Source organism: Aminobacterium thunnarium (genome assembly GCF_055390565.1).
Genome location: NZ_AP042412.1, coordinates 1324466 through 1347722, shown reverse-complemented (window position 1 = coordinate 1347722; position 23257 = coordinate 1324466). Strand labels below are relative to the sequence as shown.

Annotated in this window: 20 protein-coding genes and 1 pseudogene; 16 read left to right on the top strand and 5 right to left on the bottom strand. The window is 44.6% G+C overall.

Translation table 11 applies throughout. The features are described from left to right. Positions 1-5: 5 nt before the first annotated feature. Complete coding sequence (locus tag ACZ5GY_RS06740; RefSeq protein WP_323401652.1) at positions 6-170, bottom strand: hypothetical protein; 165 nt, start codon at positions 168-170, stop codon at positions 6-8. A 299-nt stretch (positions 171-469) separates the two neighbouring features. On the opposite strand from ACZ5GY_RS06740, the gene ACZ5GY_RS06735 reads away from it, so the two are divergent. The 11 genes and pseudogenes from ACZ5GY_RS06735 to ACZ5GY_RS06685 all read left to right on the top strand — a co-directional run bounded on the left by ACZ5GY_RS06735 (position 470) and on the right by ACZ5GY_RS06685 (position 12408). Beyond that, on the top strand, positions 470-1702 hold the full coding sequence (locus ACZ5GY_RS06735; RefSeq protein WP_464111683.1) for a hypothetical protein: 1233 nt from the start codon (positions 470-472) through the stop codon (positions 1700-1702). Between the two features lie 16 nt (positions 1703-1718). After that, positions 1719-2417, top strand: a complete 699-nt coding sequence (locus ACZ5GY_RS06730; protein WP_213691900.1) for an ABC transporter ATP-binding protein — start codon at positions 1719-1721, stop codon at positions 2415-2417. A gap of 1 nt (position 2418) precedes the next feature. Continuing rightward, positions 2419-3789, top strand: a complete 1371-nt coding sequence (locus ACZ5GY_RS06725; protein ID WP_464111682.1) for an ABC transporter permease — start codon at positions 2419-2421, stop codon at positions 3787-3789. Then, entirely contained in the window at positions 3786-5060 is a 1275-nt protein-coding gene (locus tag ACZ5GY_RS06720) for an ABC transporter permease (protein ID WP_323401648.1), read from the top strand. Before ACZ5GY_RS06725 ends, ACZ5GY_RS06720 begins: the two co-directional genes overlap by 4 nt. 35 nt (positions 5061-5095) lie before the next feature. Continuing rightward, positions 5096-5983, top strand: coding sequence for an outer membrane lipoprotein-sorting protein (locus ACZ5GY_RS06715; protein WP_213701199.1), 888 nt, complete (start codon positions 5096-5098; stop codon positions 5981-5983). A gap of 412 nt (positions 5984-6395) precedes the next feature. After that, positions 6396-7775, top strand: a pseudogene (gene abc-f / locus ACZ5GY_RS06710) (ribosomal protection-like ABC-F family protein); the annotation flags it as partial. Positions 7776-8039: 264 nt separating this feature from the next. Beyond that, on the top strand, positions 8040-9515 hold the full coding sequence (locus ACZ5GY_RS06705) for a sodium:solute symporter family protein (protein ID WP_323401646.1): 1476 nt from the start codon (positions 8040-8042) through the stop codon (positions 9513-9515). Between the two features lie 3 nt (positions 9516-9518). Next, the gene (locus tag ACZ5GY_RS06700) at positions 9519-10604 is read left to right on the top strand and encodes an Ldh family oxidoreductase (protein ID WP_323401645.1); all 1086 of its coding nucleotides are present in this window, start codon (positions 9519-9521) and stop codon (positions 10602-10604) included. A 25-nt stretch (positions 10605-10629) separates the two neighbouring features. After that, positions 10630-11217, top strand: a complete 588-nt coding sequence (locus ACZ5GY_RS06695; protein WP_323401644.1) for a hypothetical protein — start codon at positions 10630-10632, stop codon at positions 11215-11217. A 225-nt stretch (positions 11218-11442) separates the two neighbouring features. Continuing rightward, positions 11443-12021 (top strand): DUF4412 domain-containing protein, encoded by a 579-nt coding sequence (locus ACZ5GY_RS06690; RefSeq protein ID WP_213701196.1) that lies wholly within the window; start codon positions 11443-11445, stop codon positions 12019-12021. Between the two features lie 240 nt (positions 12022-12261). Next, positions 12262-12408, top strand: a complete 147-nt coding sequence (locus ACZ5GY_RS06685) for a hypothetical protein (protein ID WP_213691935.1) — start codon at positions 12262-12264, stop codon at positions 12406-12408. A 128-nt stretch (positions 12409-12536) separates the two neighbouring features. Here ACZ5GY_RS06685 and ACZ5GY_RS06680 read toward each other — a convergent pair whose 3' ends face one another. Beyond that, positions 12537-13952, bottom strand: coding sequence for a transglutaminase-like domain-containing protein (locus ACZ5GY_RS06680; protein ID WP_213691936.1), 1416 nt, complete (start codon positions 13950-13952; stop codon positions 12537-12539). A gap of 312 nt (positions 13953-14264) precedes the next feature. Here ACZ5GY_RS06680 and ACZ5GY_RS06675 point away from each other — a divergent pair, with 312 nt between their 5' ends. The 3 genes from ACZ5GY_RS06675 to ACZ5GY_RS06665 are packed head-to-tail and all read left to right on the top strand — an operon-like array spanning position 14265 to position 17065. Beyond that, positions 14265-15980, top strand: a complete 1716-nt coding sequence (locus ACZ5GY_RS06675) for a SulP family inorganic anion transporter (RefSeq protein WP_464111681.1) — start codon at positions 14265-14267, stop codon at positions 15978-15980. A 22-nt stretch (positions 15981-16002) separates the two neighbouring features. Then, complete coding sequence (locus ACZ5GY_RS06670) at positions 16003-16371, top strand: CidA/LrgA family protein (RefSeq protein ID WP_213691938.1); 369 nt, start codon at positions 16003-16005, stop codon at positions 16369-16371. Then, the gene (locus ACZ5GY_RS06665; RefSeq protein ID WP_464111680.1) at positions 16358-17065 is read left to right on the top strand and encodes an LrgB family protein; all 708 of its coding nucleotides are present in this window, start codon (positions 16358-16360) and stop codon (positions 17063-17065) included. Before ACZ5GY_RS06670 ends, ACZ5GY_RS06665 begins: the two co-directional genes overlap by 14 nt. A 20-nt stretch (positions 17066-17085) precedes the next feature. Here ACZ5GY_RS06665 and ACZ5GY_RS06660 read toward each other — a convergent pair whose 3' ends face one another. After that, a complete protein-coding gene (locus ACZ5GY_RS06660) occupies positions 17086-18351 on the bottom strand; it encodes a M20/M25/M40 family metallo-hydrolase (protein WP_464111679.1) in 1266 nt (421 codons plus the stop codon). Between the two features lie 49 nt (positions 18352-18400). Further along, complete coding sequence (locus ACZ5GY_RS06655; RefSeq protein WP_464111678.1) at positions 18401-19753, bottom strand: MATE family efflux transporter; 1353 nt, start codon at positions 19751-19753, stop codon at positions 18401-18403. A 322-nt stretch (positions 19754-20075) separates the two neighbouring features. Between ACZ5GY_RS06655 and ACZ5GY_RS06650 the strand changes: the two genes are divergently transcribed. Both ACZ5GY_RS06650 and ACZ5GY_RS06645 read left to right on the top strand, forming a co-directional pair. After that, a complete protein-coding gene (locus ACZ5GY_RS06650) occupies positions 20076-20717 on the top strand; it encodes a TetR/AcrR family transcriptional regulator (RefSeq protein ID WP_213691117.1) in 642 nt (213 codons plus the stop codon). Positions 20718-20744: 27 nt separating this feature from the next. Next, a complete protein-coding gene (locus ACZ5GY_RS06645) occupies positions 20745-21512 on the top strand; it encodes a class I SAM-dependent methyltransferase (protein WP_464111677.1) in 768 nt (255 codons plus the stop codon). 73 nt (positions 21513-21585) lie between these two features. Here ACZ5GY_RS06645 and ACZ5GY_RS06640 read toward each other — a convergent pair whose 3' ends face one another. Next, complete coding sequence (locus ACZ5GY_RS06640; RefSeq protein ID WP_464111676.1) at positions 21586-23220, bottom strand: carboxylesterase/lipase family protein; 1635 nt, start codon at positions 23218-23220, stop codon at positions 21586-21588. Positions 23221-23257 lie beyond the last annotated feature (37 nt).

The following is a 23257-nucleotide window of genomic DNA, read 5'->3' as shown; positions in this document are numbered from 1 at the left end:
GCCAATTACGGGCGTAGAATTTCGAAACGGTTATACCCTGATTCCTCATCATTGATGTGGTCACACGTTGCGGCTATGAGTACCAGGCGATTGGTCTTAAGTTTATAGCGTTCGAATTTTTCGGAGCCTTGGGTTTTTTTGAAGCCGGCGTAATCTTCGAAGTCTGGCATTTATTCTCGCCTCCCTTTACATTTTATATTAAAGCCTGCATAAAAAAATTACTATATGGCGATAAAATTTTTTGCACCGTACGAAGGAACCGCGAAACGAACAACCTAAAGTTGGAGCTTGGAAAACGATAAAATTTTGCTCCGTATGAAGGAACCGTCACCTCATTTAAAGCAAAGAACATTTGCCTAATAGAATTCCTAGATGGTATTCTTATATAAACAATTCGTCATTTCATCTCGTCCAAAGTTAACCTTGCAAGATGTTTTGCTTCTAAAGATGCAGGAGGTTAACCATAGGCATGAATATAACGGTGTGTCGTCAGAAAACATGTAAGGCCGGAATGTGTGTGCCCGGATTTATGATTTTGGGAACTCTCTTTGTATTATTGGGCCTTTGCATATGGGGGCCTGCTGTAAGCCATGCCGCCACATTCACACACTCGGGGCAGGTTTCACTCTGGGGGGCATACAACGACGACGAAGACGGTTCGTTGGGAATCCGATACATTCCCGAAATAACAATAGATTTTGGCACCGAAAAAGACGCCGCCACAAGCGTTGCCACAGATGCGCAAACAGCCCTATCCCTTGACGCTCTTGTCTCTTTCAACATCCGCACCTTTACAACCTTCGATACCTTCAAAGAGTTCGAAGACAACTTTCATACCGATTTGTATCGTTCCTGGGTGCGACTTTCCGGCGAGAGGTATGAAGTTCGCCTCGGCCTTCAGCGAATCAATTTTGGACCGGCGCGGATTCTTCGTTCCTTAAAATGGTTCGACCAGATAGACCCCCGCGACCCTTTGAGCTTGACCGATGGAGTCTACGCCCTTCTCGGACGCTATTATTTCCCCAATAATTCTAATATATGGGTGTGGGGCTTGTATGGAAACGACGATCTCAAGGGAATGGAAATCTTTAAAACAGATGGAGACAGACCGGAGTTTGGCTTGCGATATCAAATCCCAGTGGCTAATGGAGAGATAGCCTTCACATATCACAACAGGCGTGTTGATCGGGAGTGGTGGAACTTTCGAAGTTCAAAGGTTCCGGCTTTTCACAACGAAGGAACCTTACTCGACGGTTTGGAACAGCGTTACGCCCTCGATGGAAGTTTCGACGTGGGAATCGGGCTCTGGTTCGAATTCGTTATGAGCCACCTTAAAAGAGACTCCAACAACTCTCTCTACACCTCATATCTCACCCTGGGAGCCGACTACACCTTCGATATTGCCTCCGGCGTCCACGTTCTGGCAGAGCATTTTATTGAAGCATCTGGCAGCGATGTATGGAGCCATGACACCGACTCTGAAATATCCGCCCTTTCCATCGACTTCAGCACCGGCATTCTCGACACTGTAACTATCCTGACCTACTACGACTGGCAAGAAAAGGATCTCTATCCCAACGTAAGCTGGCAGCGTACATACGATGATTGGCTCATTAACGTAACGGCTTTTCACAACGGTGACGATGGCCATAGCGTTTATTCCGGAACCGGGCTCGTCCTCACCCTCGTGTACAACTATTAGCGAAGGGGGCCTGTTCATGTCTATAGTAACCATAAAAAATCTGACAAAAAGATACCCCATGGGCAACCATTTCTTTACTGCCCTGAATAGCGTGACCCTTGAATTCGAAAAGGGAGAATTCTGCGGATTGATTGGTCCCAGCGGATCAGGAAAGACAACCCTCTTGAACATTATCGGAGCCCTCGACGCTCCATCTGAAGGAAGTGTCGTGGTTATTGATAAAAACGTAGAGAGCCTTTCTCAGAAGGAATCCGCGGCGCTGCGCAACCACCACATTGGTTTTATTTTTCAGACGTACAACCTGTTTCCCGTCTATAGCGTCTATGAAAACATAGAGTTTCCATTGCTGCTTTTGAAGATGCCCCTTAAGGAGAGACGGCAGAAAGTTTTCGATGCTTTGGAATGGCTGGGATTAACAGACAAGGTGGATTCCAAGCCAGCTCAGCTTTCGGGAGGGGAGTGTCAAAGGGTGGCAGTGGCCAGGGCTGTAGTGAAGCGGCCTGCCTTGATTTTGGCAGACGAGCCTACGGCCAATCTTGACAGCGAGAATTCCTACAACATTTTGGAGATGATGGTGCGGCTCAATAAAGAGCTCGAAACCACCTTTATATTTGCGACCCATGACGAGAAGGTCATGAAATACCTGAGGCGTAAAATCCACCTCTTCGATGGGCACGTGGCGAAAGACGAAATTCCATCTAAAGGAGCGGATTGACATGCTCGGCGTCGCTGCCAAGTTAGCCTATCGCAATATAAAAGAAGCAGGGCTCCGCACATGGCTCAATGTTGCCGTGCTTGCGCTGACCTTCGTCGTGATCGTCGGATTCCAGGGGCTATATACGGGTGTGCTCGCCCAAACATCGAGAGCAATGATTGAAGACGAAATTGCAGGTGGCCAATATTGGCACAAAGATTACGATCCATACGATGCCCTCTCTATTGATGACGGTCATGGCGTTATTCCCTCAAGTCTCGTTTCTTTAATTGAAGAGAAAAAAGCGACCCCAATCCTCATTCGCCAGGCCACAATCTATCCTGCCGGACGAGCGCAGTCCGCTCAGCTTCGGGGAATTGATCCCGCCCAGGCCATTCTCAATATTCCTACGCGCTCTCTTCTCGTTTCAGACGAGGTTGGTAATGCCAGTGTTTCCGAAAGTTTCGGAGATACGGCAGCTGCTTTCGGCACAAACGGTGCCAATAGTGCGACCAAGGCCGCGATCCCCAGTAGTGCCGTCGCCTCGACCAGTATCGCCGTCGCTCTTCCCTCTGGCGCCAATCGCGGTACCAGCGCCCCGGCCGGCACCAACGCCGCCGCAATTTACGAACTGCCCATACTTATCGGAAAGAGAATGGCGAAGAGCAAAAATCTCGCTATAGGTGACTATCTCACCATACGCTGGAGGGATTCCTACGGAACCTTTGACGCCACCGAAGGACGGATTGTACACATCATGGATACTCAGGTTTCGTCTATCGATAACGGAATTATCTGGGTTCCCATTGAGGCCTTGCAGCACATGACACTCTTGAAAAACGAAGCGACCCTCTTAGTTGTGAGCCCCGAGGCCAAACACTACATCACCTCTCAAGAGTGGCCTTTTAAAACTCAGGCCTTCTTGATGAGAGACCTCACGGAAATGATAAAAACAAAGAGAATTTCGAGCGTCATTATCTATTTTATTCTGCTCTTTCTGGGCATGCTCGCCATCTTCGACACACAGGTCCTCTCTCTTTTCAGACGAAGAAAGGAGATTGGCACACTAATCGCCCTCGGCATGACGAGAATGCAGGTTGTTTTTGTCTTTACGATGGAAGGCATTATTCAGGGAGCCCTCGCCATCGTTGTCGCCCTCATCTTTGGCATGCCCCTTTTGACCTATATATCAGAAAAGGGAATTGCCATTCCTCAGATGGTGGAGGGATACGGTTTCGCTCTCTCCGATAAGCTTTTTCCTGTCTACTCCGTAGAGCTTGTTCTCACGACGATGGCCTTCATTATGGTTGTTGTCACCACAATCAGCTTTCTTCCTTCGAGCAAAATAGCGAGACTCCAGCCCACAGAGGCGCTGAAAGGAAAAATATCATGATTACGTTCATTCTGAAAGGATTGATTCGAGACCGTTCACGCAGCCTCTTTCCCGTGCTCATGGTGAGTGCCGGTGTCTTCCTTACGGTTTTTCTCTACTGCTTCATGGAAGGAGCCATGGGCGACCTCATCAGTTCGACGGCAAAATTCGATACGGGCCATGTCAAAGTCATGACCCAGGCGTATAGAGAGCTTTCCGACCAGGTTCCAAACGATTTGGCGATTATGGAAGCCAACGAACTTCTTGTGTGGCTCAAAGAGAATGAAAAAGAGATGATCTGGACTCAGCGGATACGTTTTGGCGGGCTCCTTGATGTTCCTGATGAAAGGGGAGAGACTCTTGTTCAGGCTCCCGTCATGGGGCTTGGAATCGATCTCTTCAGCGAAGACACGCCAGAAAAAGACCTCTTTAACATTGAAAGAGCCATGGTACGCGGTTCCTACCCCAAACAGCCAAACGAAATATTGTTAAGCGACGAATTTGCTCAAAAAATGAATCTTCACATCGGAAGCACAGTAACGCTCATTAGTTCGACTATGTATGGCTCCATGGCGACGTACAATTTTAAGGTTGCAGGAACCGTCTATTTTGGCATGATTCCCATGGATAGGGGCACAATAATTGCAGATATCAGAGACGTGCAAAATGCCCTCGATATGGTTGACAGCGCTGGTGAAATTGTGGGGTATACGAGCGACATGCTCTATTCCGATACGAGAATGGGTAACGTCGCGCGGCGATTCAATGAAGTATTTACTAAGTCCGGTGACGAATTCTCTCCTGTAATGGTGCCTCTCGGCCAGCAGAGTAATTTCGAGGAATATCTGAATTACGCCGAAGCCATGGGGGCCGTTATCGTAGGTATTTTTGTCTTGGCCATGTCGATTGTCCTCTGGAACTCGGGCTTGATGAACGGATTGCGACGGTACGGAGAGATAGGCGTTCGTCTTGCCATGGGGGAATCCAAGGGGCAACTCTATCGTTCCATGATCTTTGAATCGTGCTTTATAGGAATTGCCGGTTCCATCTTGGGAACCGCTTTAGGGCTCGCCGTTTCGTACTATATGCAATACACGGGCATAGATTTTGGGGATATGATGCCGAAATCAAGCATGCTCATATCAAACGTCATACGGGCACAGGTTACGCCGGCAAGTTATTTTATCGGCTTTTTTCCGGGAGTGTTCGCCTCAGTAACAGGAGCTATGTTTGCAGGAATAGGCATCTATAAGAGGCAGACAGCCCAACTGATTAAGGAGTTGGAAGTATGAAGAGGAGAAGGGGTCTTAAAAGGGAGGCAAATGTAGTGACACCAGCTGCAGCCCTTACGTCGGTATCAACCGTGGCACTAACATCGCCACCAACCGGTGCCCTCGCGTCAACGCTCATTAGAGCTTTCATCATTGCGGCGATATTGACAGTTTCGCTACTCGGCGGCATTGTCGAGGCCGCTGAAACCGCCATCGCCAATGTTGAAACTAGTGCTGCACAGATATCTTCCTCTGATCACACACTCCTCACAGGCGAGCAGATTCTTGAAAAAGTTGACGAAAATTATGTTGCCGACAACAGAAAAGTCACGAGCACCATGATTGTGAAGGGGCGGCGCGGTTCCCGCACATTACAAGTGCTTTCATGGGTTCAGGGCACTGAAAAGGCCTTTAGTGAATTCCTTTCGCCGCCACGGGAAAAGGGCACGAAAATGCTCAAACTTGAAAACGAACTCTGGATTTATACTCCATCAACCGATCGCACAATAAAAATAGCGGGGCACATGCTTCGGCGTTCCATGATGGGCTCAGACATCTCTTACGAAGACTACATGGAAGACCCCAAACTCAGCAATATGTACAGCGTAGAACTCGTCGGTGAAGAAAAACTCGTCGATCGAAATTGCTACCTGCTCGAACTCATCGCCAAAGAAGAAGGAGTATCCTACTATTCGCGAAAAATGTGGGTGGATAAAGAGAACTTTCTCCCCTTACGAGAAGACCGTTTCGCTAAAAGTGGCAAGCTTCTGAAAACTTTCGTCATTAACGAAATATTTCAGGTTCAAGAACGATGGTATCCCAAGAGGGTGACCGTTAAAGATGTTCTGGCCTCTGGTGAGGGAACGGAATATATTATAGATACTATCGAATTTGATGTTGAAATACCCGACTACATCTTCTCCAAGGCTTCTTTGCGCAAATAGGTTTCATCAGGTTTTTATTGAGTTGCTTTTTTGATTAAAATAACTGATAATTCCTTATACGTTACTTGCATCTTTGAAAATGTCGTATATTTCGAGCAAGAAAAATATGAAAGAGGGAATTGACTAGATGAACAACTAATCCTATTTACGAAAACCGTTGAATTGAAGGTGTTAAGGGCAGATAGGCGTGTCTGCCGCTCTTTTGATGCTTTCAGTTATGTTTTCAGAATAGGATTAGATTTCCGGCGTCTTTCTGGTTTCTTTTTTACATCTCTTCTTGCGTTCTTTCTTGCTTCCTTTCCGGCATTCTATTTCGGCATCTTTTTTATTTGTGTAAATGCATATGCCTCCTATTCTGATTGTAGATAGGGGGCATTTTTTGTCCCTGAAGGTACGAAACGGGGATGATTTCATGATTTTATTAGAAGCTCTCAATATTGAACATTACATCAAAGGAAATTTGCTCTTCCATATAAAACGATTACAGATTCATACACATGACAGAATAGGATTAGTCGGCCGTAATGGCTGCGGTAAAACAACGTTGCTGAATATATTGGCCGGTACGTTGAATCCGGAAAATGGAAGAGTTATTTGCCACGCTCAGACGATGCTTTTACCTCAGTTGAAGAGTACTGACACAACAAAAAGCGGTGGCGAAATAACACAAGGCTACATTAGAGAGACCATTGAAAAGGCGCCCAAAATCTTATTTGCCGACGAACCGACAACGAATCTCGATACAGAACATATTGAATGGCTTGAAGATACGCTGGCCCAGTGGAAAGGGGCCTTTGTTCTCGTCTCTCATGACAGAACCTTTTTAGATACGCTTTGTACCACGATTTGGGAACTCGATAATGGGGAATTAAAAGAATATAAGGGAAATTACAGTGACTACGACCAGCAGAAAGATTTTAAATATCGCCAGCAGAAAGTGGCTTATGACAAGTATGAAACAAAGAAAAAGCAGTTGGAAAGAGCATTGAGGCAGAGAAAGGAAAAGGCGGAAAGAGCAACTAAAACTCCCCAAAAGGTGAGTAGATCAGAAGCTAAACTACCAGGTGCCAAAACATATTTTGCCAAGAAGCAGAAGAAGCTGCAAAAAACGGCGGCATCCATTGAAACAAGGTTGGAAAAGCTCGAAAAAGTTGAAAAAATACGCGACGTTCCTCCGCTTAAAATGAATTTACCGAACGCAGAGACATTTAAAGGACGGGTCATTCTTCGAATCGAGGATGTTTCGGGCGTTATCGAAGGGCGAATTCTTTGGAACAAGGCGAGTTTCCATATTTATGGCGGAGAAAAAGTGGCTATAATCGGCTCCAATGGAAGCGGAAAAACCACTTTTATAAAAAAGATTATCAATCGAGATAAAGGAATTACCGTTGCTCCTTCAGTAAAGATCGGGTACTTTAGTCAAAATCTGAGTGTAATTGACCTCAAAAAGACGATTCTTGAAAACGTACGTTCCTCTTCCAGGCAAAACGAGACAATTATCCGAACGGTGTTAGCGCGGCTGCATTTTTTCAGAGACGATGTCTATAAACAAGCTCACGTCTTAAGCGGTGGTGAACGTGTAAAAGTGGCTCTGGCTAAAGTGCTTTTGAGCGATATCAATACATTGATATTAGATGAGCCTACGAACTATCTCGATATCCATGCGACAGATGCCTTGGAATCTCTCTTGAAAGAGTATGAAGGAACCGTCATTTTCGTCTCTCACGACCGTCGTTTAGTTGAAAATGTGGCTACAAAGGTCTGCGTCATTGAGAATAAAAAAATGAATATTGTTGCGTTTTTGAGTTGACAAAAAAGTACATCCCGTATAAAGTACACATCACTATTTTGAAAAATCTGAACGACTGTACGAAGGAGAGGTGGGTCTTAATGCAAAAGAATATGGTTCTTTCCAATAGCTTTTATTTCTATTTTTGGTTTACAGACGGGGACTCACCTGAGGTGGTCAGCCTCTAGTACTGTCTGACCAGAAATCTCAGGCCGGGTGCCCTTTCATTTTAAGGGTACCCGGCCTTTTTTTATGAGGAGGGGTAATGTGAACATTCAGTTGGTTATCTTAGTCATCTACATCTCGCTACTTGTCGTCGTATCAGTGATAGCAAATCGTATTCAGAGCAAACATGGCAGTGGTGCTGCAGAATATCTTCTTGCCGGAAGAAAACTTCCAGCCCTCATGATTGCCACAATGCTTGCAGGACTTGCCATTGGCGGGGCTTCCACAGTTGGAGTCGCTCAGAACGCCTACACACAGGGACTCTCTGCCGGTTGGTACAATGCGGCGTGGGGTGTTGCCGGTATCGTAGTAGGTATCTTTGCAGCCAAATACCTTCGCCGAATCGAAGTTGTTACCATTCCTGAAATGATGGGCAAAATGTTTGGACCTGGCGCCAGAATCCTCGGGGCCATCGCCCAGCTTCTTATTATGATGGTTATTACCTCTCTTCAGTACGTTGCGGGAGGGGCCGTACTTGCCGCCCTTCTTCCCGATATATTCACCTTCCATAGCGGAATGGTCGCTACGGCAACTCTTTTCGTTGGCATTGCCGTGGCAGGAGGCTACCTTGCTGGCGGTCTCGCAAGTATTATCAATGTTATCGTTATTTATGGAGGAATATGCGCTGCCCTTATCTCCAGCCTGAATTCTGTAGGTGGTATGGAAAATCTGGTTATCTCTATGCCTGTTGGAGCTCCCTGGTTCGACTGGGTTTCCGGCGTTGGAATAGCTGTCGTCGCGGCGTGGATGGTTGTTATGGTTACTCAGGCTTTCTCTGTACAGGCCATATCTCAGATAGCTTTCGCTGCTCGTGACGAAAAAGCGGCGCAGAAGGGATTCATCCTTGGTGGTATGATAATAATACCTGTGGGGTTCCTTTGCGCCATGTTCGGAATTATCGCTGCTTACAAATTTCCCGGACTTCAAAACTCAGCCATGGCTCTACCAACCCTTATGACATCAATAAGCCCTCTCATAGGCGGAATCTTTCTTGCGGCACTTTGGGCGGCTGATATATCGACGGCCGTTGCCCTTCTTCTAGGCAGCGTCACCCTCGTACTTGAAGATATTTGGAAGAGAATAAGCCATCGCACACTTTCAGAAAAACAGGAAATTCTTGTTTCGCGAATCATCATTCTTTTCGTTAGCGCCTTTACTTTCATCTTGGCCATAACGTCGGTGAGCATTCTGAAAACGATAACGTCAGCCTTGGCGGTCATGGTTTCTTTCACCATACTCATCCTGGTCAATCTCATTGCCCCCCGTCTCTGTAAAAGGATTTCGGGTTTTTGGACGATACTGACCTCCCTTCTTATCTGGGTGGCATGGACATTTATTCCACAGGTGCGGATTGTTCCCCACGTAATATACCTTGAATGGCCCGTGTGTTTGGGAGTCTTTCTACTCACATCTATTTTAGGCAAGGAACCGGCTCACGATATACTTGAGTCGAAGAGAAAAGAGGAGCTTCCTCATATTGAGCTGAATAAGGGGGAAGCTTTGATCGAGGAGGTTTAATTCATGGATTTCAAGAAAATCGAGTATCAGAAGCTTTTGAATTTTACGTGTGAAATTATGAAAGGACTGGGATATCCCCAGTCACAAGCAGAGATAGCATCGAAAGTTTTGGTTGAGGCCGATGCCAGAGGAATTCCGTCACATGGCGTTGCCCGTCTCGCTTTCTATAAAAAGAATATTGATGGAAATTTCACTGTTCCAGAGGCGGAGCCGGAAATCGTTCACGAAACACCTGTCTCTGTCGTTGTCGATGGTAAAAGCGGAATAGGGCCTTATATTTCAAAAGTGACTGTGGAAAAGTGCCTTGAAAAGGCTCAGCAGAGCGGAGTCTGTTTCGGATCTGTACGAAATTCAAACCACTTCGGAATTGCTGGTTTCTGGGCTGAGCTGGCTGCTCGTAAAGACATGATTGGCATGGCCTTCACCAATACAAGACGGTGTGGCATTGTCACGGGTGGGCGGGAAAGACTTCTTGGCACCAACCCCATAGCGGTGGCCATTCCAAGAGATGGGGGAGAACCTTTCCTTCTCGATATGGCGACTACAACTGTTGCCCATGGAAAGATTGAGGTCTACGACAGGCGGAACAAAGAAATGCCCCTTGGCTGGGCTGTTGATGAAAAGGGTAAAGATACGACTGATGCCCATCATATAGAGGGACTTTTCAAAGACCGTCAGGGCGGTTATGGCGGACACCTCTATCTCGGTGGGGAAGGAGAGATGCTCGGAGGTCATAAAGGCTATGGCCTGGGCCTTCTCGTGGAACTTCTCTGTGCCGGTCTTTCCCTCGGTCGTTGGAGCAAACATACATTCGAAGGCGAAGGGTCTGGAACCACCCATTTCTTTGCGGCATTCAGACTCGACCTCTTTGGCAACGCCAACGATATAAAGAAGCATATCGATTCCATTCTTACTGATATTCAGAACAGCGAGAAGGCTGACGGATACGATAGAATTTATATCCATGGTGAAAAAGAGTGGGAAAACAGAGAGAGAGCAATGAAAGAAGGCATTTCTCTCGACCCTGCGACATGTATGCTATTGCAAGATTTCGCACAAACCTTTAATATTGCAAATCCGCTTCATTAAAAACCTAAAAAAGGAGACGGATTGCATGGATGACGTTATTGCCCTTTCAGAATTGAACCAAAAACGGGCGAGGCAGATTATTGAAGAGACGGGGATTGTTGATATTTGGCATTCTATCGGTGCGGAGATTAATCTCGTAGGTTCCTTGAAAACCGGTTTGCTCATGAAAAAGAGAGATATCGACTTCCATATTTACTCCGATCCCTTAAAAATTGAAGATAGTTTTTCTGCCATATCGAGGCTCGGTAAGAATAGTCGCATCAAAAAAATAATGTACGGAAATCTTCTCGACACAGGAGAAGAGTGCCTTGAATGGCATGCATGGTATCTCGATAGCGACGAAAATGAATGGCAAATCGATATGATACACATGCCGAAAGGTTCTCCATATGCCGGATATTTTGAAAGTGTGGCAGACAGAATTCTGGCATTATTGGACGATGAAAAGAAGTACGCCATTTTAAAAATCAAGAACGACATTCCTGATGAAAAGAGTGTAATGGGAATAGAGATTTATCAGGCAGTTATAAGAGACGGGGTCAGAAATTACGCTGATTTCATGCAATGGAGAAAAGCGAATCCCAATAACGGAATCATAGAATGGATGCCTTAAAGAGCAGGGGGGAACATTCCTCCTGCTCTTTTGTCTTCGATGTTCCTCCAAAACGTTTAAGACATATTCCTGACGTTTTACTCAAGCCCTTCGATACGTTCTTTTGTCTTCCGCGCTTATCAGAAACTTGCCACGGTTGGTAAAATTTTTTTAATGTTTTTGTGGAAAAATCTCCTCTTTTATGATTAAAATAAGCATGTTGAGTTTAAAAGGGGAGGGAAACACATGCTTTCAGGAGTGAAGAGAGGTTTTTTAACTGCTTTTATTGTTGTAATGATCAGTGTCATGGCGTGTGGTGCCAACGCTGCCGAGTTTAAGGCAGATATGACAATGGGGAGCGACACGGCAGGAGAGATGACAGGAAGAGTTTTTGTGAAGGGGAACGCTTTGCGCCAGGAATTAGACACCCCCGCAGGACCGCAGGTTACCATTATTGAGCAGAACGCCAAGGTTATGTACGTCATTCTTCCAGGACAAAAGATGTATATGGAAATACAGAACAATCAGATTACCCTTGATGAAGACGAGAATATTGAAGCTAAGTTGGCTGAAGAAGGCACAGTAACCAAAAAAGGAACAGAAGATATAGAAGGGTATACGTGCGATGTCTATCATATCGTGTATAATGACTCGTCTTATGGGGAATCCACAGTTTGGATTTCTAAGGATCTGAACTATCCTTTGAAGGTTTACATGGAAAGTCCTCAGGATACAGTGACAATACTTTATACCAACATAGAAGAAAACAACGTTGATCCGGCGCTCTTTAAGCTTCCTTCCGGATATACGAAGTTTTCCATGTAATGTAGGCTCATTATTGAATAATAGGGCCCATCTACAACATTTTTTGCATTTTATATTGTAATAATATATTTATATGATATAATTACAAAGTTCTGCTTCAGATAGTTAAAATAGCTTTTTTGGAAAAGCGGAATGGCTTTTTTTAGCGGCACGTCCCGCCATGCAGTTACGATGGTACCGAAACGTCATATCTCATGTGTCGCATACTTCGGAATTTTGTAAGAAAGGCAAGGTAACACAATGAACAAAAAATTAGTTTACGTTGATGAGGTTCCCTTCTGGATGACCGCCGACGGACGTCTTGAGGTTGCAGAACTTCGTAACGGACGGGTTGTTGAGCATATTATGCTTCGTACATCCCACGGGCTTCAGCTTCTCAGAAGCTAAAGCTCCTTCTTCTTAATTTTTTAAAAAATAGAGTTCTTTTTTAGGGACTTTTTTAAAAATATTTTGATGTCGTTACAGTCTGGGAAGCTTGTGGAAAATAGCTTCCCAGACTTTTTTTATCTTTAAAATTACTTTTTTACCGGATAATATTTTATCGAAAAAGATTCTTCAGCAAGTCTTATTGGATTTTCCTTCATTCCTTGACCTGCAATGAGCGGCGTTTGAAGAACAAGAAGAGGGAATGTATCGCTAAAAATACGTTCTTTAGGTTCTGGATAAACAGGTAGATCTACGTCTTTTTGAATAACGAAGCGATAGGCATCAAGATTTCCAAAGAAGAATTTTTTAAAGTGCTGGCGTTTCTCTTCTGAAAGTATTCCAGTCCAGTCTGCAGTATCGGCGACAGTGGTGTCCACAGGAATCCATCCGTATCCTTCAATATAAAATTCTGCCCAAAAATGGGTGCCTTCGTGACCTGGAATAGCTTGATATCCTCCAGTTGTTCTTGCAGGTATGCCAAGAGAACGGCATAACGCACTAAAATAAATGCTTTGAGTTCCACAGTCTCCATGACGCTGTTCATGAATATATTTTGATTCAGGAATACCTAATATTTGAAGAGTACCATGAGGAACGAAACTGTAGGGAATGTTTTCTATAATGTAGTTGTAAATCTTTTGGGCCTGAAGGTAAGGATTTTTTTCACTGCCAACGATCTCTCTGGCTTTTTGGGCTATGGAGTCAGAAATAAAGGTATTCCTTAGAGAACGAGTGTACTGTTTGTATAAATTTGTTTCTTTGTTGTATGGAAGGATTTTTTCAGCATTCACATCAAAGTGTTGTTGGTAATGAGTAAAATTGAAATCCACAGATATTTTTAGCACTTCTTGTATTTCTTCCATGGGAATAGCGAAATGGATGAATCCTATATCCTTTTCAGTATTTATTTCACTAGAAAATTTTTCAGGATAAACAGATGTGATTTCGGCTATTTTTTGTGAATCTGTAAGAATTGGAACAGGAACCCAGATGTCGACTATTCCCAATTGAGGCAAGTGCGTTTTCTCTATATCTATGGTTAGATTGCCTTTGTATTGAAGTGGTTCAGTGTAGGGGGTGTCAATAAATTTTTTTGGTGTTTTTTCGGAAGAGGCAAATACTAATGGTTCCAATGCATCCACGAAAGGAGCGTCTTTTTGGAGCTTTTCACGCATAAGTGTCGTGTTACGAAACAAAATATTTCTTGCAACAGATTCAAAATATCGTTTTTCACCATCAAGTTCAATGAACACAACAGCACTATCATCTAGTAAGGCGATCAGGGCTTTTTCATCTTTGTTGGGGAGAGCTTTTCGTAACTCTTCAATAGCTTGATCTCTCGTTAAAGAGAATTCATTCTTGATGATTTCCATGCGCCACGTAAGGATTTGCAACCGATTTTGTGATTTTGTTTCTGCCATTTCAGTAACGATACGTGTTATATCAAGGGGATGCCCCATTGCGGGACAGGAGAGAAACAACATGTTTACTACTATTACAATCATTGTTGCTATAGTCCTCTTTTTTAACATTTGCCTCATTCCCTTTCAAAAAATTTTTGAAGGCGTTTTTACTGAAAGACAAGATGAAATTTTCTCTATTATAAATCAATTAAACTAAGAAATGAAAAATAAGTGGATAAGGCTCTTTTTATAGAGGTCTTTTTTTTTTAGACTTTTTAGATGGAACCTTGATTTTAGCGTTAATAATGATAGACTCATACAGTTGCTTTCTGGCAACGGCAACCCTTCCGATTAACTCCTATTGGAAACAGACAAAGAAAGAGCATAAATAAAATATAGAAAAGGAAGATTGATGTGTATACACCAAAGCTATTCACTGAACTAAGAGACTATTCTCGCGAAAAAGCCTTCTCTGACCTTTTCGCTGGAATCACTGTCGGTATTGTTGCTCTCCCTTTAGCCATGGCTTTTGCCATTGCAAGCGGTCTGCCTCCTGAGAGAGGTCTTTTCACGGCTATTATTGCTGGTTTTCTTATCTCGCTTTTGGGAGGAAGTAAGGTGCAAATAGGAGGTCCTACCGGTGCCTTTGTCGTGCTCGTTTCAGCTATTGCCGGACAATACGGCTATTCTGGATTAGCTCTCTGTACGTTGCTTGCCGGTATCTTTCTTATTCTTTTCGGTATATTCCGTATGGGCGGCCTTATCAAATTCATCCCTTTTCCTGTAACAACAGGTTTTACTACGGGAATCGCTGTCGTTATTTTTTCTACTCAGATCAAAGATTTATTCGGACTTCATATAGATACAGTTCCGGCAGAATTTTTACAGAAGTGGCATGTCTACCTTCAAAATATGGGTTCTTTCGAGCCTTCCACACTGGCTGTTGGCATAGGCACGATTCTTGTTATTCTTGTTGTGCGCCATTTCTGGCCAAAGCTTCCGGCTATGCTCATCGGCATGATCGTTGCCACTCTCTGCGCTCAGGTTCTGCATTTGGATGTAGCCACTATAGGAAGCCGCTTCGGTGAGCTGCCTCGAATGTTGCCGGCTCCTTCTTTTCCTGATTTTCACTTTGAACAGATAGCCCCATTGATCAAGCCTGCTTTCACAATCGCCATGCTGGCGGCCATTGAGTCTCTTCTTTCTGCTACAGTGGCTGATGGAATGATTGGCGGACGGCATCGTCCCAACGCTGAACTTATAGCCCAGGGTGTTGCCAATATTGGAAGCATTGTTTTTGGGGGTATTCCTGCTACGGGAGCCATAGCCAGAACGGCAACCAACGTTAAAAGTGGTGCCAAAACCCCTGTTGCCGGAATCATTCACGCCATTGTGCTGGCCCTTCTGCTTCTCATATGTGCGCCTGTTGCCAAGCTTATTCCTCTCTCGGCCTTGGCAGGTATTCTTGTTGTTGTGAGTTACAACATGAGTGAACTTCATCACTTCGTTGCCATTTTTAAAGGTCCCAGAAGCGATGCTTTTGTCTTGGTTTTGACCTTCCTGCTTACCGTTCTCGTTGACTTGACGGCAGCTGTTCAGGTCGGTGTTGTTCTGGCGTCTCTCCTCTTTATCTGGAGAATGTCCGAGATTACGAATGTCAGCATGATCACTGACGAAGTTCGAGGTGAAGACGACGCCAGCGAAGACCCCAATTCAATAGCCCTGCGCGAGGTTCCAAAGAGAGTAGAGGTCTATGAAGTGAACGGACCTTTCTTTTTTGGTATGATTAATACTTTCAAAAATGCCCTTCGAAATGTAGAAAAGCCTGTTTCAGTTCTCATTATCCGTACGAGAAACGTTCTGGCTGTTGATGCGACGGGCATACATGTTTTGCGGGAACTCCATCAGCGCTGCCAGAAAGAGGGAACACAACTTGTTATCTCTGGAGTTCAGCCTCAGCCTTTGAAGGCTTTCCAGCGTTCCGGCCTTATAGAAGAGATGGGAAAAGAGAATTTCTGTGAAAATATAGATGAGGCTTTAAATCGGGCTCGTGTCGTTTTGGGACTTCCCCAAGTAGAAATAGAAAGGAAGCCTTTCTGTGCCTTTTGTGGTAGAGAGGAACTCGTATAGCGGTTGTTTAGGGGGTTTTGATTTGAAACTTTTACGTCAGATACTTATAATTTTGGTCATTTTTTACGTGGGGCAGGCGATTCAGCTTACGACGCACATTCCCATTCCGGGAAGCGTAATAGGAATGATATTGTTATTTCTTCTTCTATCCTTTCATGTTATTTCTATAGATTCGCTGAAAGAGCTCTCTGATTTCTGTTTGAGCAACCTTGCCTTTTTCTTCGTGCCCATTATTGTGAGTGTTGTGACGGCGAAAGATAAGATACTTCACATTGCGCCCCAGTTCCTTGCGACGGTGGTGCTCTCAACCGCTTTTGTTATGGTTGCAACGGGACTGGCTGCGCAATTTTTACTTCGAAGAAGAGAGGCAAAGTCTAATGAACGTCTTTAAAGAACTCTATACTATGCCCCTTTTCGCCGTAATGCTTACTATTGGAACCTATATCTTGGGTGGATGGGTACGCAAAAAAACGAAGTGTGTTGCCTTGATTCCCGTCGTTTTTTCGGCGGTGACCATCGGGCTTCTCTTTCTCGTGACGGATTATACCTACGAAGAATATAGTCGTGGGGGAGATATGATTTCAATGTTGCTTGGACCTGTAACGGTGCTTCTTGCCGTGCCAATCTACAAAGAGCTTCCCCGTTTGAAGGAAAATCTCGTGCCCATCGTCCTTTCTATTGTCGTGGGAGCACTTTCCGCTTTCGTGAGCATATGGGCTTTTTGCTATGTTTTTGATTTTGAACGTGAGTTTTTTCTCTCTCTGGTGCCTAAATCCGTAACGGCTCCAATAGGAATTGAAGTTGCCCTTATTATTGAAGGACTCGTTCCTATAACGGTTCTCTCTATTATTGTTACAGGAATAACCGGGGCTCTTATCTCCCCGTTCATCTGCAAAATCGCAGGTATTCATCATCCTGTAGCTCGTGGACTTGCCATTGGATCAAGTTCACACGCCATAGGAACGAGTCGGGCTTTCGAAATGGGTGAAGTCGAGGGAGCATTCAGCAGTCTCGCTACGGGACTTTGCGGTGTTATTACCGTGCTTATTGTGCCCCTTCTTCTTCGTTTGCTTTCCTTCTTCTAAGGAATCTGTTTCTTCTCGGACTATTGCCTGGGCTGCTTCTTGAGCAGCAATGGTTCGCAAATATTCTTAGCGCCTACAAGACTCAATATGGTTATAAAATCTTTTTGTGGCCCTTTAAAGGCATCTTTAGGGTCGAACCATTCATGAACCGAGTGGCTCTGTCCAGATTCTCCGCCTCTTCCCACAGCCAAGGCGGGGATTCCCAGACTGATGGGGACATTGGCGTCTGTGCTCGATGGAAGTCTCAAGTTCGGTTCAATGCCGATGGCCTTCAGCCCGGCACAGGCTGCTTGTACAATGATTTCGTCTGTTGACTGGCTTCCTGCAGGTCGGCTTCCCAATAAGGTGATCTCCACAGAGAGACCGGTGCTTTTGCAACGGGAATTCTCGGCATCGCAGGCCTTCTGAACGATTTCCTTAAACTTCGATTCAGTTTTATTTAGCTCTTCTTGGGTGTTAGAGCGAAGATCTACGAGCATGCTCGCTTCTTCGGCAATGACATTTATGGACGTTCCGCCGTTGATAACGCCTACAGAATAAGTTGTCTTCGGTTCTGTAGGAACCTCTAGATCGGCAAGGGCAGCAATTGCCCGTCCCAATGCGTGAACGGCGCTGGGAGAGGCTCCGAAGTCTGTATAGCTGTGCCCGCCTGGCCCTCTATATACGATTTTATACCGGTAACTGCCGGTGGCAGCGTAGACTATAGATGCTACGCCAGTTCCATCGAGGGAGATAAAACCATCTATATCCGCGTGATCTGCAAATAACTGTTTGGACCCTTTCAGATTACCGAGCCCTTCTTCGCAGACATCGCCGCAGAAAACGACATCACCAAGAGTTTCTATACATGTCTCATTGAAAGCTCTGATGAGGCTCAGCAGTTCAGCCACACCACGACTGTCGTCAGCAATGCTGGGGCCGTAGAGCTTCCCATCATTTTCTTTTACCTTAATATCAGTTTCGTTTGGAAATACTGTGTCTATATGGGCAGCTACAACGAGTTTGGGACCATTTTCAATTCCTGGGCGTATTCCTAAAACATTGCCGACACTATCGACAGTTACATTTTTCAGCCCCAGTTTCTTGAAAGCTGCACATAGATACTTTGTCCGTTCTTCTTCTTTGTAGCTCGGGGCGGGAATTTCGCAGATTGCAATCTGATCGCCCACAGTCCTTTCATGATCTGCCTCTAAGAAACGTAACCCCTTCATAACACCTTCGTCATTCATAAGGGCGTTGACAGCGTCTTGAACACCAAGGGAAATACTATATTCAGCATTCGCCATTTCAAAATCTCCTCTCGTATAACGTATACCTCAATTAACTCTAATTTTACTAGTGCAACTCTGAAGGGGATACACCTTTTTCTGGAAATAGCTCTCTTCTCTCTCCAAGTTTTTTGTAAATTTGATCTGTCCGCACGATCTTGAAGGGTGTGTTGGGCATAAAGAGAATCAGCGCCAGAATAAAAGTGGCGAGTTCCGCGAGGGGAATAGCCATGAATATACCCTTTTCGCCAAAGAAGAGAGGAAGTACAAAGAGAAAAAGTGCTGGCAGAACCAGGCTTCTCGATATGGCGACAGCTGCTGAATGTATGGGCTTCTGCATTGCCGTAAAGTACGAAGAAAAGACAATGTTGATTCCGAGCAGCAGAAAAGCCGGCCAGAAATGGGCAATAAAATTCCGAGCGATAAAGATTGTTTTTTCAGCGTCATTATTTGTAAAGAGCTCAATGATGGTTTGAGGAGCAAGAAGGAGGAGGCCGCTGATCACTACTCCGAAAAGCAGCACTGTACCGCCTGCTACCCATAAGAAGCTCTGAATTCTCGATGCCTTTCCCGCACCAAAATTTTTACTGATAATAGGCTGAATAGCATCACCAATTCCATAACACGCCATAGAGCCGAGATAGAGAATATAGTTTACTATCGTATAGGCAGCTACACCGTCAACGCCGAGTTTCCGAATCATAATCCAGTTGAAAAGGAAGGTGAGAATACCTGCCGATATTTCATTGGCGAACTCTGAAAAACCGTTGTAGGCAGAGTAAAGTATTTCTTTCCACGAACCCCCATGGGTATTGAAACGCAATTTCCCCTTCTTACATAAGAAATGGGGAAGAAGTATGCTCATGAGGAATATCTGCGATATTCCTGTGGCTAGAGCGGCTCCCCGAACACCCCAATCGAGTCTGACGACAAAAGTCCAGTCGAGTGAAACATTGATTAGAGCCCCAAGAGTCATAGCCATAGCTGATAGGAATGGGCGACCATCTACCCGAACGAAATAAGAGAGGCAAATTCCCATCAGAGAGAAGGGAATAAAGAAAATAAGAGTAGAAAGATAGGTGCGTACAGGCGGAGCCACATCCTGACTTGCTCCAAGAAGAGCCACCAGAGAATCTATCTTTATAAGTGCTAGGAGACTGACGCCAAGAGAGAAGATCAGTGTGGCAAGCAGCGTTTTCGTGAAGACGGCTGATGCGGTATAGACATCGCCGGCTCCAAGATATTTTCCACACGTTACAGATCCGCCAATTCCCATCATAAAAGCGATTCCTCCCACAAAAATAATGAAGGGGAGAGCCAGTGTAACTGTCGCTAAAGCCGCTTCTCCGTTGGTGTTACCCAAGAAGGCCGCATCAATGGCGCTGGCAGACGAAACGGCGATCATTCCTATAACTGTCAACGAGGAATAGTACAGGAACACCGAGAAAACATTTCCTCGAAGTGAGTCGAAAGAGTACCTCATTAAATTTCTACATCCTTTCAGGGAATTAATTAAGAGAAGAAATAACCCTTAGGAATAATTATAGATGGTATACATAAAAATTCAACTTGCAGAATAGTGCAAATTGGTTGGAATTATCTCTCATTGGGATCTCCGTTTTCTGCGAAACGAATCCAGTATTCCATCATTTTTTGCGACATCTTTATATCAATTGACAAGTAAACGACCGTTCACTATAATAATGGTGAACGATCGTTTACTGCAAGGGGAGGATTTTTAGATGGCCGATACAAAAGAAAACATTTTGAATACTGCCCTTCGTTTGTTTGCACGGAATGGATATGAGGCCGCTTCGGTCAGCGATATTGCCGGGGAGCTTGGCATGACAAAAGGGGCTTTATATAAGCACTATAAGAATAAGCGGAACATATTCGATAGCATTGTGAAGCGTCTTTATCAGATAGATGCTGAAAGAGCAAGAAAATATGAAGTGCCTGAAAAAACATTTGATAAATCACCGTCGGCCTACCGCAAGACTGCTGTGGATAAAATCAAGACTTTCACTGAAGCGCAGTTTCGTTTTTGGACGGAGGACGAATTTGCCAGTAATTTTCGAAAAATGTTGACTTTGGAGCAATATAGAAACACTGAAATAATGGAACTATATCAAAAGTGCCTTGTAAGCGGACCGGTCAGCTATATGGAAGATTTATTCCGTGAAATGATGGAAGAAGGTATTTGGATAAAAAACAACCCGAAACAGCTTGCACTTGAATTTTATGCGCCGTTTTATTTGCTAGTAAGTATTTCAGATACAATGCCTGATAAGAAAGAGGCCGCTAAGCAATTAGCGGCGCACATTGAACGCTTTATAGAAAAGAACGCCTCGACGGAAATAAAAGGAATAAAGCCAAAGGTATAAATAATTAGAAGATAAGGAGTGCGAACAATGGAAGATATAACAATCCACGAATTTGAATTTGCCCTCATCAATGAATATTTTACAGAGCTCGAACGACAGGGGCCAGGTAGTCCCGAAGAAACTATTAGAGCATTAAGTTTTATTGGCAACCTTTCAAACAAAACAAAAATTGCTGATTTAGGCTGTGGTACAGGCGCTCAAACAATGGTTCTGGCACAAAATACAGAGGCAACCATTACAGCCCTCGACCTTTATGCTGGTTCGATTGATAAACTTAATGCAACAGTTGGAAAACTAGGTTTGCAGAACAAGGTAAAAGGTATTGTTGGTTCAATGGATAATTTGCCGTTCCAGAATGGCGAATTTGACCTTATATGGTCCGAAGGGGCTATTGCTAATATCGGTTTTGAAAAAGGCCTAAATCACTGGAAGAAGTTCCTCAAAAAAGATGGTTATGTTGCCGTAACATATGAGTCTTGGTTTACTGATGAGCGCCCCGCTGAAATTGAGAACTGGTGGGTGGACGCAGTTCCTGAAATTGCAACAATAGGACATAATATTTCCATCATTCAAAAAACAGGTTATATTCCTGTTGCCGCATTTACACTGCCTGAAAGTTGTTGGATAGACAATTATTTTATTCCGCAAAAAGCAAGGCAAGAGGAATTTTTGAAAAAACATGCGGGAAATAAAACCGTTGAGGACATGATTGCATTTATGAGGCGTGAGGCAGATTTGTATTCAAAATACAAACAGTATTATGGATATGTATTTTATATTGGGAGAAAGATATAACAATAGTTTACTCTGCCACTTCGTACGCCAGACCAGAAATTGCTTTGCCGCCATTTCATAAGAATGGTTGAAATTATCTCTCGTTGTGCAGTGCTTCGGCAAGTTGAGCAAGAATCCCTCTCGTAATGTGTGGGGATGAAGAAATAACCATATATGGAAGGTCTTTTCTTGTCATATTGGCGTCCACTTTCGGCCAGAAGAGGGTTCCCATTCTGTTGGGATCTCCGTTTTCTGCGAAACGAATCCAGTATTCCATCATTTTTTGCGACATCTTTATATCAATATCCTTGTAGCCTTCTTCCTTTGAAATGTGTCCGAACACGTAGGGAATTTCTGCTCCATGCATTGCCCCGTAATGTTCTTTCTTGGTGTTCAGAAAGGGAGAAGGGGTGTGATCGAAAAGGTAGAGATAGGCAGGCAGATTCCTTTTTCCATATTCGTAGACGAAGGTTTGAGTCGGCTCGCCGAAGAAGGTGAAGCCGGCTAGGGAGGGCCAGAAGAGGAAAGTCTCTTCATCGCGAGGTGTCGGAAAGAAAAGAAAGGCTGTTGGAGCGGCGCGGTGAAGGTGAGTGTATATCCATTCAGAATATTCATCTGCTGTCATGGGGGAGTAGAAGGCTGTTCCCTCGTCATTATTTGTGCCGAAAAGTATGGCGACTTTATTGAAGGCGCCCTTTTCCAGAGCAAGGCGTGGTTCTGAGGGCAGCATATAGTTATCGAAGATAGGGGCGAATTGATAGTCGTCGTTGCTTCCCACCTGAGGATATCCTGTCTTTTCTACAATTCTCTTTGCCGGAATGTTCCGCAGTTCTTCAAGGGGGTTGATTTTGTTGATTCCTAGCAGCTCCTCTTCAAAACGAAGCCCAGTCGCTTCCGCTTCTGTCAAGGAACCGCCAGCCCGGGGAAAGAGAGCGTAGTTGCCGAGAATTGTTCCGCTCTGACCAATGGCTTTATGGAAAAGACCTTTGGCGAGAGGGGAGAGGCAGAGCGCCGAGACGCTCATACTGCCAGCCGATTGTCCGAAGATAGTTATATTATGAGGATCCCCTCCGAATTGGCGAATGTTCTTCTGAATCCACTGTAGTGCTGCTACTTGGTCGAGAAGTCCGTAATTCCCGCTGGTGTGAAGAGCGCTTTCGCTGGAAAGTGCCGGATGAGCAAGAAAACCGAAAGCTCCCAATCTATAGTTGATTGTAATGAGGAGAACTCTTTTCGTTTGGGCAAAGGTCGTTCCATCAAAACTGAAGAGTGAGCCAGAACCGCGCGAGAAAAAACCACCATGAATCCAGACCATAACAGGCAACGACCCGTCAAGGGAAGGAGTCCATATATTTAAGTAGAGGCAATCTTCACTTGTCGGTTCATTGTATAGAAGGGGTTGAGGGCAGCTTGGAGCAAACTTTTGAGCATACTTAAGACCATCCCAGGTGAGAAGAGGCTGGGGCGGTTTCCAGCGCAGATCATCTACCGGAGGCTGAGCATAGGGAACGCCTAAAAATTTTATAACGTCATCCTCTTCAAAGCCGGCAAGAAGCCCCTCTTCAACGTGCACCATGGGAAGAGGCGTAACAGTAGGTTCGACTGCGCAAAAGGCAGGAGAGGACAGCACCATATAAGGGAGCAAAACTCCAGCAGAAATAATGAGACAAAAAGCGGTAAAATATAAATTGCGAAGTGCTAAAAATCGTACATATTCTTTGAAATGCATAATCAACCACCTTTCAACAATTATGCTACTATTATTA

What these genes read in the sequence shown, in the direction of transcription:
- ACZ5GY_RS06660 (WP_464111679.1), bottom strand. Translation starts at nt 18,351, where the DNA reads ATGGCGAATGCTGAATATAGTATTTCCCTTGGTGTTCAAGACGCTGTC.
- ACZ5GY_RS06725 (WP_464111682.1), top strand. Translation starts at nt 2,419, where the DNA reads ATGCTCGGCGTCGCTGCCAAGTTAGCCTATCGCAATATAAAAGAAGCA.
- ACZ5GY_RS06680 (WP_213691936.1), bottom strand. Translation starts at nt 13,952, where the DNA reads ATGATTGTAATAGTAGTAAACATGTTGTTTCTCTCCTGTCCCGCAATG.
- ACZ5GY_RS06700 (WP_323401645.1), top strand. Translation starts at nt 9,519, where the DNA reads ATGGATTTCAAGAAAATCGAGTATCAGAAGCTTTTGAATTTTACGTGT.
- ACZ5GY_RS06685 (WP_213691935.1), top strand. Translation starts at nt 12,262, where the DNA reads ATGAACAAAAAATTAGTTTACGTTGATGAGGTTCCCTTCTGGATGACC.
- ACZ5GY_RS06640 (WP_464111676.1), bottom strand. Translation starts at nt 23,220, where the DNA reads ATGCATTTCAAAGAATATGTACGATTTTTAGCACTTCGCAATTTATAT.
- ACZ5GY_RS06740 (WP_323401652.1), bottom strand. Translation starts at nt 170, where the DNA reads ATGCCAGACTTCGAAGATTACGCCGGCTTCAAAAAAACCCAAGGCTCC.
- ACZ5GY_RS06735 (WP_464111683.1), top strand. Translation starts at nt 470, where the DNA reads ATGAATATAACGGTGTGTCGTCAGAAAACATGTAAGGCCGGAATGTGT.
- ACZ5GY_RS06720 (WP_323401648.1), top strand. Translation starts at nt 3,786, where the DNA reads ATGATTACGTTCATTCTGAAAGGATTGATTCGAGACCGTTCACGCAGC.
- ACZ5GY_RS06645 (WP_464111677.1), top strand. Translation starts at nt 20,745, where the DNA reads ATGGAAGATATAACAATCCACGAATTTGAATTTGCCCTCATCAATGAA.
- ACZ5GY_RS06665 (WP_464111680.1), top strand. Translation starts at nt 16,358, where the DNA reads ATGAACGTCTTTAAAGAACTCTATACTATGCCCCTTTTCGCCGTAATG.
- ACZ5GY_RS06690 (WP_213701196.1), top strand. Translation starts at nt 11,443, where the DNA reads ATGCTTTCAGGAGTGAAGAGAGGTTTTTTAACTGCTTTTATTGTTGTA.
- ACZ5GY_RS06730 (WP_213691900.1), top strand. Translation starts at nt 1,719, where the DNA reads ATGTCTATAGTAACCATAAAAAATCTGACAAAAAGATACCCCATGGGC.
- ACZ5GY_RS06650 (WP_213691117.1), top strand. Translation starts at nt 20,076, where the DNA reads ATGGCCGATACAAAAGAAAACATTTTGAATACTGCCCTTCGTTTGTTT.
- ACZ5GY_RS06695 (WP_323401644.1), top strand. Translation starts at nt 10,630, where the DNA reads ATGGATGACGTTATTGCCCTTTCAGAATTGAACCAAAAACGGGCGAGG.